Source organism: Variovorax sp. J31P179 (genome assembly GCF_030316985.1).
Taxonomy (GTDB): domain Bacteria; phylum Pseudomonadota; class Gammaproteobacteria; order Burkholderiales; family Burkholderiaceae_C; genus Variovorax; species Variovorax ginsengisoli_B.
In genome coordinates this window covers 15189-28658 of sequence record NZ_JASZYL010000019.1, presented here as the reverse complement: position 1 = coordinate 28658, position 13470 = coordinate 15189, and the positions used below count along the sequence as shown (strand labels likewise).

Annotated in this window: 4 protein-coding genes and 1 pseudogene; 2 read left to right on the top strand and 3 right to left on the bottom strand. The window is 69.7% G+C overall.

The annotated features are described in order from the left end of the window. Position 1: 1 nt before the first annotated feature. The 3 genes and pseudogenes from QTI17_RS35155 to QTI17_RS31265 all read right to left on the bottom strand — a co-directional run bounded on the left by QTI17_RS35155 (position 2) and on the right by QTI17_RS31265 (position 5904). Positions 2-2938, bottom strand: a pseudogene (locus QTI17_RS35155) (Tn3 family transposase). Between the two features lie 363 nt (positions 2939-3301). Next, positions 3302-5251, bottom strand: coding sequence for a sensor histidine kinase (locus QTI17_RS31270; RefSeq protein WP_286537762.1), 1950 nt, complete (start codon positions 5249-5251; stop codon positions 3302-3304). Then, entirely contained in the window at positions 5161-5904 is a 744-nt protein-coding gene (locus tag QTI17_RS31265; protein ID WP_286537761.1) for a response regulator transcription factor, read from the bottom strand. Before QTI17_RS31265 ends, QTI17_RS31270 begins: the two co-directional genes overlap by 91 nt. Positions 5905-6000: 96 nt before the next feature. Here QTI17_RS31265 and QTI17_RS31260 point away from each other — a divergent pair, with 96 nt between their 5' ends. Both QTI17_RS31260 and QTI17_RS31255 read left to right on the top strand, forming a co-directional pair. After that, the gene (locus tag QTI17_RS31260) at positions 6001-7044 is read left to right on the top strand and encodes a serine hydrolase (protein WP_286537760.1); all 1044 of its coding nucleotides are present in this window, start codon (positions 6001-6003) and stop codon (positions 7042-7044) included. Continuing rightward, entirely contained in the window at positions 7044-13286 is a 6243-nt protein-coding gene (locus QTI17_RS31255) for an autotransporter outer membrane beta-barrel domain-containing protein (protein ID WP_286537759.1), read from the top strand. Before QTI17_RS31260 ends, QTI17_RS31255 begins: the two co-directional genes overlap by 1 nt. The last annotated feature ends 184 nt before the right edge of the window (positions 13287-13470 follow it).

Genomic DNA, 13470 nt, shown 5'->3' with positions numbered 1-13470 from the left:
GTCACTGCAGCGTTTTGATACGCGCCCTGCCAGGACGCGGATGTACCAGCGCATCGGCGTAGGGGCCGAGGGCGAAGCTGAACGTGCCTCGGAAATTGATGTGCCCAAAGTGGGCTGGCCCGATGCGGCGCAGCCAGTCGTCCTCCATGGCCACGCCATCCTTTCGCAGCTTGTCGACGACGTCGTTCATGCGACTCGTGTTCCAGGCCAGCACGATGTTCGTCAGCAACGCGTGCGAGCCGGAGATCGCCATCATCTCGTCGCGTCTACGGCCACGCTCGGGCGCAACCTTGCCGGTGTAGATCGCCCGCTGCAACTGGTGAACCGACTCGCCCCGGTGGAGCAGCGTGTGGATCTCCCGACGAAACGCGTCGATGGCTAAGTAGTCGCACAAGAAGAGAGTGCGCAGCAGTCGCCCCAGGTGCTCGGCCGCGCGGTGCAAGGGATCACCGATCGCCGCCGAACCGAGGCGCTGGATCGCCTGTGCCGCCGACACCTTGCCGGTGCGAATCGAGGCGACCAGTCGCAGCAGCCGCGCTCGATCGCGGTCAGCGATACCTGGCGAACAGTTACTGCCTCAAGCTCCTGTGGAACCGCCCAGCCGCGAGGCATGAACAGCTTGCGCTCGCTCAGATTGCGCAATCTCGCGCACAAGTCGAACCCCAGGAGTTTTGCAATGGCCATCGCGACGCTCGTGAAACCGTGCGTGTCGACAGCGATCAGGGAGATACGGATGCGGTCGTTGGTCCGGTTCTGCGCTTCGACACCCTCGACAGCGGCGCCGGCCTGTCGCTCGTTGAGCACGATGGGCTGGTCATAGAAGATGCCCCAGCGGTCGCGCACGTGGGTGTAGATGCCGGCGGCGTAGGTGCGTCGGCGCGGATCGGCCCGTGACGTCCACAGTTGCCTGCTTGCAGCCAGCGCCATCATGTCGGCAGAACCCTTGTCGCCGTCACCCCAGTACGCGGCGATGGGCACGCGGCTCTGGAACTGCGTCACGCAATCGTTGGCTCGACGCAGGCGGCCGGGCTGCTCCAGGGCGCGCATCGCGACTGCGATCTGCGCCACGTCGATCCCGGGAATCATGGTGCTGACGCCCTTGGCGTCGTTGTCAGTGCCGTGGGCCAAGAGTGCGCCGTACAAGGCGAACAGTTCGTCGGCGGAGTCGGCACGGCGGGCGAGCAACGCTTCGCTGAAATGGGTGGCCGCATCGACTTCCATCAGGATGTCGGGCAGTTGAACGTCGCCGATGCGCTGGAACACGGCCTCGCGGGTCTTGCGCGGCTCGATGTCATCGGGCAGAGCGCTCAGCGGCGGAATGTGCAGCAGGCGGTCGCCGCCGATTTCGACGCGTCCGCGCTGGACCGCCTCGGCCAACACGGAAAGGCCGGCGGAGACGGCTGCCAACAACGGCCCGATGAACTCCCTGGGATCCGAGGGGTGCCCCAGGATCTGCAGGTGCTGATCGCGTTTGCCGTCCATTCGTCGTCGCTGATCAGCAGAGCCTTGCGGTCCCGGAAGACCATCGAATGATCGACCCAGACGCTGCCGCGCCGCAGGCTGCGGCGCAACGACATCAGGGCGCAGGCCTCGAAGGCGCGATACCCGGACTTCGGATCCAGATCGTGTATCAGAGGGCTCCAAGCGGCGCCAACTGGTGGGGTCGGCACCGCGTCTCCGAACGCGTCGGAAGCGCCTGCGCTTGCCTCCTGAAGCCTGGACCAGGCTTGCCATTGCGCGAAGCCCCGGTCATCCGGCTTGCCCGCGAAATCAAGGGCGCGCAAGCCGGCGAGGCAGGCATGGACCCGTCGGCTGTCCTCGGCGAGTGACCGACGCACCTGCGCCGCAAAGCTGCCTACCGTCGCGTCGCCGATGTCTGCGAGCGCCGCGCGGGCCTGGAGCACGCGCTCGCGCCAGTCCCTGGCGTCGTCCGCCAGAATGGCTTTGGCCTTCACGGCGCTTCGCAACAACGACGCGTTGTGGCTGGACCGCCTGGCCTGCACGCGCTCAGCTGCTTCCCGAAATAGTTGCTGGCTTCGGCGGGTGGCCTGCAGCAGGGTGGTGTCGGTGAGTTCGAGCAGCGTCACCCGCAGGAAGCAGACGATCTCTAAGTCCTGCCGGTTCCGCTCAATGCGCAGGGTCATCGACGGGCGCCGCAGTTGGACATGGGCGGCATAGGCCTGCTGCTTCGCCAAGGCGATGGCATCGAGCGCCCACTGGTGCACTTCGAGTTCCTTCAGGCTGCGGATCTTCGCCAAGGTTTCGGCCAGGGTGCTCGGTGCATGCCGACCAGGAGGGGCCTTGAGCCACTCCAGGTTCGTCATTTCCTCGCCCTCACGGGCCGTGTACGCCGACTCCCAGCATCGCCGGATAGCAGCCGCTCCGACTGCAGTCCAGATTGCGGCCAACATCCTGGATTCGGCGACCGCAAATGCGGCGCGGGCCCAGTCGACGAGCCTGCGAAAACCAGGAATCAGGATGCAGCGTTCGTACAGCCAGGTACGCGCCGTACCGATGAGGTCGTCCGGTGGGCCGCATGGTCGGACGCGACTGCGAGTAGCTCTTGTAGTTCGACGGTCTTCGTGTCGTCGAGATCCTGCAGGCCCGGGTGGTCCTTGGCCCACCGCTCATGCTTGTAGAGGGTAGGGCGACGCTCGTAGAGCGACCGTAGGCTGGCGATGGTCAACGTGTGCGCGCCCAGGGCGTCGCTGACCGTACGCAGGAGGTTTTTGGGAACGACGGCGACGCGGTTCAGGGGTCGGCCGCTGGCACGCAGATGCAGAAGCAATATCGCCGCCGGCACGCGCCGGTCGGCGCGAAACCGTTCGCACAGCGCCGAGACGTCCGCCTTGGTGAGCGTGAAGTACTGCTCGACGTCAAACTCGGACAGCCTGGCAGGCAGGCTGTCCGCTCCGACGTAGCGATGTGCGAAGGTCATGGCGCAGTCCAAGCCTGTCCGGGAGGAGCGTCAATTTACGCCAACTACAGGTGCTGGACGAATCGCCCACACCTCAAGCGCTCGGAGATGCTCCGGCGCGCACCGTATCAATCTGCACCAAAAATACGATCACCCAGAAGGCGACTGCGGCGCCGAAGCCGCGGCGATCAGCCTGCAATAGGCTCACCGCCAACGACGAGGCTCATCACCCAACTCGCGTTGGGGTTCGGCGCGGCCGCCACGCTGGGAAACGCAGCCCATGCTGCGGATTTCGCACCCGACGATGATGCCCGACCATGGCGCTTCACGATCAGCCGCTACCTCGCGGCCTGCTCACTCCTGGTGGGTTTGCACTTCCAGAGCCTACTTGCCCGCATGTTCCTTCTCTGGCTCGACCGCAACGACGCGCATGCGCAGCACAAGCTCGGTCAGGCCCGGATGCGACTGCACCAGCAAGTCACCGCCGAGACGACGCGCCCGTGCGTGCATGCTGCGAAGACCAGCGCCGCCGACGCGGTCGGGTGCATCGACCATGAAGCCTGTTCCATCGTCACGCACGCCGATTCGGAGCTCGGCTCCCACGCGCGACATCGCGACATGGGCTTGCGTTGCGCTGCTGTGCTTGAGCACGTTGGTCAGCGCTTCCTGGAGGAAACGCAGGAGGTCAAGGTTCTGCGACGGCGGAAGGACAAGGCTGTCGATGCCCGATATCTGCCAGCGGCATTCGATGTTATTTGCCTCCAGAAGACCCGCGAGGCGGTGACGCACCGGCGCCAGCAACTCCCCCAGGGCGTGGACGCGGTCATCGTGGCCGCGGACGTCGATGATCAGCCGAAGGTCGTCTCGCAGGCTCTTGAGCAGGCCGAGCAGTTGGGGCGTCGAGAGGTTCTCGGGCGTGCGCTCCAGCGTCGCGATGCTGCCGACCAGTATGCCGCCGAGGCCGTCGTGCAAATCGCTCACGAGGTTGACGCGTTCGCCATGACGCGCATGCGCGAGCTCCAGCGCATGCCGTTGCGCCAACGTGGTCGCGAGCTCGGCCTTGGCGGCATTGACCTCCTCGATCAGCTCGGTGTTGAAGTTCTCGATGCGCTGTAGGTTGGTCACGAAGTGCCCGGCCTGGATCAGCGCCATGCCGAGCAGCAGCGCATAGGACGACATCGCGGCGTAGTAGACGTTGCTGTCGATGACCTGCGTGTAGGCCAGCAGGTCGTGCCCGGCCGCCACGACCGAGACCGCCATGAACGGGGCGAGCAAGACGACGGCCCGCTCGCGCGTACGCCAGGCCTGCACGATCGCGCCGCAGCCAACCGCCATCGTCAGGAGCCCGCCGACCAGTGTCCATGCCGCGCGATGGGTCGCGAGCGTCGCCGGCCCCAGCGTCCACAGGTCGATCCAGCCGAGCGCCACCACGATCAGCGCCGCGATCTCGAGTCGAGGCTTGCGGCGGTTGCAAAAGCGCAGCGTGAAGACCATGAAACAGAGGCTGAACGCGAGCAGAAGCGACGTGTTGAGCGCCTGCCAGCCATGGTTGCTGGCGAAGGGCCAAGGGCTGGTTGCCACCTGGTTGAAGCCGAAAAACAACCACAGCACCGACATCAGCGCAAACCAGCCATAGGCCGTCTCGCGGCGGCGCATCAGCCACAGCGCGGCGAAGAACGCCGACACCGCGGCGCTGATCGCCAGACCCAGGAACTGAAGGTCGCGCCGCAGGAGACGCTCGCGCTCGTACCGCGCCTGCATCGCCGCCGGGGCACCGAGACTCACCGGGCCCAGGCCCGCTTGGTAGGCGGCGAAACCCGACACCCGAATCAGCAGGGTGTTGGCCCCCGGTCGCAGCAGCGGCGACGCCAACAGCCAGAAGCGTGGCGTGTTCCAGGCCCGCGTCAGCGGCTCGACCAGACTGTGGTCGCGCGCGATCGGCGTGCCGTTCAGCGATACCTCGCCCGCCATGTTAAGGTAGTCCATCAGGAGGCCCGTCTCGTGCGCCTGCGCCGGCTGGTCCCAGCTCAGGCGGTACCAGACCACGCTGTCAAAGCCGGGCCAGCGCGCCGCCCAGCTGTCGGGCAGCGTGACCGGCGTCCAGCCGTCCGCCGGGGGGGCCGGGTCATGCCAGCCATTGCCGCGCGCCGCCTCGACGTGGACCACCGGCATCGGCATCGAGGCCGGCTGCGCCTGGGCCGTGCCGATGGCGATGGCGATGAGGAAGACGCAGCAGGCGCCGATCAGTCCAGCAAGCCATGCTTGCGCGCCTGGTAGACGGCCTCGGTCCGCGAGTTGACGGCGAGCTTGCGGTAAATGTTCTTGGTATGGCATTCCACGGTCAGTCTGGAGATCGAGAGCAACTCGGCCATGTCGCGGTTGCTGAGGCCCTGGGAGACCAGCTCGAGGATCTTGCGCTCGCGCGGGGAAAGCGCCGCCGTGAGCGACGTCGGGACGGGGTCCGCTGCGCGACCAGCCTCGGACGGCGGCACGGCCTCGGGCTGCGGCGAGCCAGGTTGCGCGGTCACCCACGAGAGGATGCGGCGGGCGATCGAGGGATCGATCGATGCGCCACCTTGCTCGATGCTGCGCAGCGCGACGCCGAGCTCGGCATCTTCACGCTCCTTGAGCAGGTAGCCGATGGCGCCCGCGCGCAACGCCGCAAAGATCGTTTCGTCGGTCCGCCAGGCCGAGATCACGACCGCCGAAACGTCCGGGTGACGGTGCTGCAGCCAGGCGATGAGGTCGACACCGCTGCCGTCAGGCAGGCCGATGTCGACCAGCGCGATGCCGAAGGGCTGCTTGCCGAGCAGTTCCCGTGCGGCGCCGACGCTGTCCGCGATGGCGATCTGCCGGGCGTCGACGCCAATCCCAGCCAGAACGAAGCGCAGGCGCTCGCGCATCGCCGGGTCGTCCTCCACGATCAAGGTCGGACTCAGGGCAACGGGGTGGACAGCCTCGATCGAGGCGAATGCAGCGGAAGTCATAGAGAGGCGAGGGCGGCAGCTTTTACCTATTCTCGGGGATTGAAGGCAAGTGTGACCAATCGTTACGCTTTGGGGTTTCCCGTTTCCCGTAGACAGATGCAGCCCCTCTCCGAACCCCCAACCTCACTCTCGCCTTCACGCCGGCTCACGCTGAAGCTCGCGGCCTCGGCGTTCGCCGCGCAGGTCATGTCCGGCTGCGGAGGCTCCGACGCCGTGGCGGGTCCGGTCGCGCCAACCACTCCGATCGCTGTGACCGAGGCGGTCAACGGCTTCGGGGCACTGGCACCCGACGCCACACATTGCCTGGTCCAGGTCGAGGGCCCCGCCGGTATGTGGAGCGCCAGCTGGCAGCCCGATCGCCAGTTGTTCGTCGGCAGCGCCGTCAAGACCTTCATGTTGGCGCAGACGGTCCTGGACATGGCTGATCTGCGCAACGGCCTGAACGGCGCCACGCAGCAGCCCGTGAGCGACAAGGTGCGCTCTCCGGGCAGCCCGGTGCTCCAGTATCTGGACGGCACGCTGTCGATGCGCAGCGTGCTCGAGGCCATGATCGCGCACAGCGACAACACGGCAACCGATATTGCGCTGGCGGCAGCGACGCCAGCCCGCGTGCGTCAACTGATCGCGCGGGCCGGGCTCGCGAACACGCAGATCCCGGATTCGACGCGGCAACTGTTCTCGTACCTGGCCGGCGCGCCCGCCGGCGTCGACCTGGGCTGGGCCGGACTCATGGCGACCCCGGACCCGAACCCGAACGCGCGTCCGGCGGTCAACGATGTGCAGTCGATGCGCAGCACGGCCACGGAGCTGGTGAACTGGTATCGGCTGACCCTGGCCGAAGGCTTCTTCCCGAACGCCGCCGCGCTCACCGAGTACAAGCGCATCCTGGCCATGGCCGATGCGATCGCGGTCATCGTGCCGCCCGACATCGCGGCCTTCGGCAAGGGCGGCAGCATCGACTGGGAAGGCTTCCACGCGCTGTGCTTCGCGGGCCGCATGGTGGTCGACCGCACGCCCGTGACCTTCTGCTTCACCTACAACTGGAGCGGCGCCGAGATGAGCACGGGCGCGCCGTTCGAGCGGTTCGCCCAGCGTTCGAGCGCCGTGCTGAAGTCGGTGGTGCAGGCGCTGCGCAACTGATGACCCCCCTGCGCCGCGCCAAGGCCTGGACCGGTTTCCTGCTGGCCGGGGCTGCGGCCTTGCTGGCGCCCGGCGAGCAGGCCTCGGCCCAGAGCGGGCCGGTCTTCTGGGACCGGCGCGGCGCAACCGGCGGCTGCTGCCGCGACAGCAACGGCCACGATGGCGCCCCCGGCACCGACGACTTCGTGCTCCAGCAGTCGGGGCTCGACATCCGAGCCAGCGGCGACGCAGTGAGGATCGACGTGAGCGGCGGCAACGGCGGCGACGGCTCGGACGTCGACAGCCGGAACCACTGGGGCGGCAACGGCGGCATCGGCCGCATCATCGTCTACACGCTGGCCAAGAGCAGCCTGTACAGCACCGGCGGCGCGGGGCTCGTGGGCATCTCCAAGGGTGGCGACGGCGGCCACTGGGGCAACGGCTCGGACTGGGGCAATGGCGCAGACGGGCACGCGGTGTCGCTCACGCTGAGCGGCACGACCCTGTTCGCGAGCGGCTACGGCGTCTCGGCGATGTCGCTGGGCGGCGCGGGCCAGTACAGCGCGATACCGAACGGCTTCGGCGCCGAGCGCGATGCCGGCACCGGCGGCGGCGCGGGCGATGTGCGGGTGACGCTGGGCAGCGCCGCGATCTCGGTGCAGGCCGCGGCCGTGGGCGGCTTTCCCAACGAACTGGGCGCGGGGGTTCGTGCGCTGTCGATGGGCGGTGACGGCGGTGCAGCGTTGCACGTCGGTGATTTCGGCGGCCACAGCACCGGGGGCCGCGGAGGTTCGGGCGGCAACGTCACGGTCACGGCCGAGGGCGACAGCAGCATCACCACTTCGGGCGACCGCAGTGCGGGCATCCTGGCCCGATCGGTCGGGGGCAGCGCGCGCACGTGGGACGGCGGCGCACCGCCGGACACCCGGGCGGCGGACGGCGGCAATGCCGGACTGGTCTCGGTGACCAGCGGCGCGCTGATCGCGACCGCGGGCGCGCGTTCTCCGGGCATCCTGGCGGCCAGTCTCGGCGGCCACGGCTCCGACGGCGGTGGCGGGACATGGGGCTCCGGCCATCCGGGCGGCGCGGGCGGCACGCCCGATGGCGTCGCGATCGTCCACTACGGCGAAATCTCGACCCGCGGGCCCGATTCGCCCGGCATCGTCGCGATGGTGGTGGGCGGCAGCGGCGGCGCCGGGGGAGCCAGCGGCGCCTCGGGCCACGGGGGCAACGGCGGCGCGGGCGGCGGCACCGGCGCCAAGGCCGTGTCGATCGAGCATCGCGGCACGATCTCGACCTTGGGGCAGTCCTCGACCGGCATCCTCGCCCATGCGGTGGGCGGCGGCGGCGGGGCCAGCGGCGACAGCCACGGCGCCTTCTTCGTCGGCGGCGGCAACGGCGGCAATGCCGGCACCGGCGGCGTGCTCGGCCTGGTGTCGAGCGGCGCCATCACGACCAGCGGCGACCACAGCGATGCGGTCCTGCTGCAGAGCATCGGCGGCGGCGGTGGGTCGGGCGGCGATGCCGACAGCACCGGCGTGATCGTCGCGATGGCGGTGGGCGGGCGCGGCGGTACGGCCGGCGATGGTGGGAACATCACAGCCGAGGTCTCGGGCCGTTTCTCGACCGCGGGTGCCGGCTCCACGGGCCTCACCTTGCAGAGCGTCGGCGGCGGTGGCGGGCGCGGCGGCTCGGCCAAGGCGGCATCGGTCGGGGTGCTGGTCGGCATCGGCATGAGCGTCGGCGGCAACGGCGGAGCCGGCGGCTCGGCAGGCGGCTTGGCCGTGACGTTCGACCCCTCGGCCAGCATCAACACCCAGGGCGCCCTGAGTCACGCGCTGGTGGCGCAGGCGATCGGCGGCGGCGGCGGCAGCGGTGCCTTCGCGGATTCGGCGCAGGCGACGATCGCGCCACAGCTGGGGCCGGACCTGCCGACCGGCACCGCGAGCATCGATCACACGGTCGGCGGTGCGGGCGGTGCTGGCGGCAACGGGGGCACCATCTTCATCGACAGCAGCGCCGGCCTCACGACTGCGGGCGCAAGAGCCTTCGGCATGCTGACGCAGAGCGTCGGCGGCGGAGGCGGCAATGGCGGCACCGCGGCGGCACCCTTGCGGCCGACTTCGGTCGGACCTTCGGACATCAACATCAGCTACGGCGTCACGGTCGGCGGCAGCGGCGGCGCGGCCGGCAACGGGGCTTCGGTATCGCTGACCCAACAGGCCACGGGTTCGGTCGCCACGACCGGCGATCAAGCGATCGGCATTCTGGCGCAGAGCATCGGCGGCGGTGGCGGCAACGGCGGCCTGGTGCAACAGGAAAGCGCGTTCTCCCTCTCGCCCGCGCTGGGCTCGCCCACCGCCTTCCTCGGCGCCGTGACGAAGGTTTCCGAGTGGCTCGAGAAGGCGCCCACGGGGCTCAAGCTGGGTTCGTTCACGAACGCGGTCGACGCCCGCGTCGGCGGCAACGGGGGCGGCGCCGGCAACGGTGGCGACATCACGATCGCCAACTTGGGCGCGGTGCGCACGGGCGGCACGAGCGCGCCAGGCATCGTCGCGCAGAGCATCGCGGGCGGCGGCGGGCAGGGCGGAGCGATCGATTCCACCGGTGTCTCCAGCCTGTTGTCGAGCATCGACGGCATGCTCGCGGCGGCGGCCGGCGGGGTGGCCAACGTCACGGCGTTGTCGCCCGACATCGGGCTGAACGTGACGGTCGGCAGCAGCGGCGGCGACGGCGGCAACGGCGGCAGCGTCTCGGTCCGCAACAGCGGCACGGTGGCCACGAGCGGGCTCGCATCGCCGGGCATCGTGGCCCAGAGCATCGCGGGTGGCGGCGGCAACGCCTCGGTGGCGGACCAGAGCCTGGCCGACGTGGTGCGCGAGCGCGGCGGCGACCAGGCGCCCGCGATCCTCGACAGGATCACCTCCATCCTCTCGTTCATGGGCAGCAAGGGCCTGTCGATGACGCGCGGCCTGGCGATCGGTGTCGGCGGCAGCAACGGTGGCGACGGCAACGGCGGCACCGTAAGCGTCGACCTCTCGGCCACGACGAGCAAGGTCTCGACGAACGGCGCCTTCTCGCCGGCGGTGTTGGCGCAGAGCATCGGTGGCGGCGGTGGCACTGCCGACGTCGCGAGCGACCGTTTCGGTGCGAGCGGCTTCGCGGCCCTGCCCCATGGCGGCGCGAATGCGCTGTCGATGACGCTCGGCGCCACGCGGACCTTCAGCGGCTCGGCCTTCGGTGCCCAGCCCCACATGGACGGCGGCTCGGTGGTCGTGAACAGCGGCGGCACGATCGCCACGCAGGGCGCGGCTTCGGTCGGCATCCTCGCGCAGAGCGTGAGCGGCGGCGGCGGGGTCGCCGTGCTGGCGCTCGACAGCAGCGCCGCCACCAGCCTGGCGACGGGCCGGCAGGCGCAATCGCCGGGCATCTCGCTCGGCGGCAACCTGAACCGCAATGGCGGGACCACCCGGGCGCCGTCGATCCGGGGCGGCGATGTCACGGTGAGCACGCAAGGCAGCCTCTCGACCACCGGCACGCTGGCGCACGGCGTGATCGCGCAGAGCGTGGGCGGCGGTGGCGGCGTCGCGGTGCTGTCGGCAACCCCGCGCATCGACGGCTTGCTGGCGGCGTCGGAAGTGGGCCTCGGCGCGATCGGCGGCCAGTTCGGCGTGGCGGCCGATGGCGGCAACGTGACGGCGCACCTGAACGGCAGCGTCACGACGCAGGGCAGCCTAGCCTTCGGCGTGCTCGCGCAGAGCGTGGGCAACGGCGGCGGCTACGTGGCGCTGACCCGCGGCGATCTCGCTGCCACCGCGCCCATGAAACTGCGGCTCGGTGGCAGCGGCAACTCTTCCGGCCTGGGCGGCAACACGACCGTCAGCGTCGACGGACAGGTGCGCACCTCGGGCCTCGGGGCGCATGGTGTGGTGGCACAGAGCGTGGGGGGCGGTGGCGGCATCGCGGGCCTCACGACGGCGGCGGGAACCCTGACCCTGCGCGGTGTCTCATCGACCGGCCTCGACGATTTCCAGTTCAGCCATGGCGGCACGGTGCATGTCACGGCCCGCGGCCGCGTCGAAACGAGCGGCCAGGGTGCGATCGGCATCCTCGCGCAGAGCGTGGGCGGCGGCGGCGGCATCGCCGGGGACACGGCTTCCGTGAGCTACACGCCGGGCCTGGTGCAGCGCGCTGGATGGGCCGGCGGCCAGGGCGGCGGCGGCCTGGTGACGGTGGAAGTCGGCTGCGCGCCCGGCGCGGGTTGCCCCGGCGCTGGCTCCGTCGCGACCACGGGTGCGAACGCACCCGCCGTGCTTGCCATGAGCCTGGGCGGCGGCGCGGTGTTCAAGGATGGCGGCATCTTCCTGAGCAACCCGAATGGCTTCAGCGACTCGTCGCCCATCGATGCCGGCGGCGCGGTCACGGTCAATGTCCACCGTGGCGCGACGGCGGCGGCGATGGGCGCCGCATCGCCCGCGATCGTGGCGGTCAGCGCGGGCAGCACCAACGCCGGCAACGGCACGCAGGGCAGCCGCATCGCGATCAACGTGGCGCAGGGCGCAGGCGTGAGCGCAAATGCCGCATCGGGCACCGGGATCCTGGGCATCACGACCGATGCGGTGGCGATCATCAATGCGGGCAGCATCGCCGCCGGCACGGCGATCGTCACGCCGGGGCAGGGCCTGATCGACAACAGCGGGCGCATCGCCGGCCATGTGGACATCGGCGGCAACTCGAGCCAGGCCAGCAACTTCGACAACCGCGCGGGTGCGAGTTTCGAGAGCGGAAGCCAGCTCGCGGTGCACGGCGGCGCGCTGAACAACGCGGGCGTCATCAGCCCGGGCGGGCCCGGCGTCTTCACGACCACGCGCATGAGCGCGGGCAGGTTCAACCAGACGGGCACGGGCAGCTTCGCGGCCGACCTCGACTTTGCCAACGGCCGGAGCGACCAGCTGTCGAGCAGCGCGGTCTCCTACTTCGGCGGCAGCGTGGTGCCGCTGACGCAGAACCCGGTGCGCGGCACCGTGCTCACCCTCATTCACTCCGACCCGGTGCTGCCGGTCGACTCCGTCGAGCTGAGCGTGGCCGACGCTTCGCCGGTGTTCAGCTATCCGTTGCGGATCAGCGCCGACAGGCACGACGTGCAGATCGCAGTCGACGCCAACTTCAAGCCGGCGGGCGTCGCGTTGAACAAGGACCAGGGCGCCGTGGCGACCCATCTGCAAAGCCTGTGGGATACCGGCAGCGTCGCGGCCGCGCCGCTGTTCGGAACGCTGACGCCCCTCTCGGGGGCCGGCGCCTACGTGCAGGCCTTGGGCAGCATCGCATCCGACGTTGCCCTCTCGCGCGCGAGCCGACGCGGCCAGGAGAACTACGCATTTCTCAACCGGCTGATGAGCTGCCCGTCGTTCGTCGGCGGCGGCATGCGCCTGGCCGAGGGCGAATGCACCTGGGGCCGCGTGGTCGGGGGCAGCGCCGACCGCTCGACCACCCACGAGGACAGCGGCTATCGCAGCAGCCAGGTCGCCTACCAGGTCGGCACGCAGAAGCGCGTCGCCCCCGACTGGTTCCTCGGCGCCTCGATGAGCTACGCCGACACCGACACGCGATCGGACGATCGGACCGTGTCGGCGACCAGCAACGGCGTGCAGGGCGGCATCACGCTCAAGCACCAGGCCGGAGACTGGCTGTTCGCGGGCGCGCTGCTGGGCGGCTACGAGAACTCGCAGCAGAACCGTCGGATCGTGCTGCCCGGCTTCTTCGCCACGGCCAACGCCAGGCCCGACGCCTGGTTCTTCGGCGGCCGGGCCCGCATCGCGCGCCAGCTCGAGTTCGACACCTGGTACCTGAAGCCCTTCGTTGACCTCGACGTCACCCGTGAACACGGCAGCGCCTATCGGGAGACCGGCGCCGGCCCCTTCGATCTGGCCTACGGCTCGACCGCGCGCACGACCTGGATGGCCACGCCGAGCATCGAGATCGGCGGCCGCATCGACCTCGATGCGGCGACCTTGCGGCCCTATCTGGCGTTCGGCGTCAGCTCGGTGATGGGCGGCGACCACCGGGCGAGCCTCAGCCTGGCCGCGTTCTCGATGCAGCCCTTCCAGATCACAACCGAAATGCCGAAGACCTATGGCGACCTGACAGCCGGCGTCGAATTGCTGAACCGCTCGGGTTGGGAGTTCAGGGCGGAATACCGCGTGCGCGTCGCCAGCGGCTACGTCGACCAGAGCGGCATGCTGAGGCTGGCCAGGCATTTCTGAATGAGTCCACGGTCTTGCGTATCGCTCGCCTGCCGCCTTCCTCTCACCGGTTCTCATTCGAAAACGCCATCCTCTTGATCACCTCCTTCCTCACGCCGGCGCCTTCGCGTGGCGCATCGAATCCCCGCGGCCCGACCCCCGCTGCCCGTGCGCTTCGCAGGTGGGCGCCGGCCGTCACGTTGAT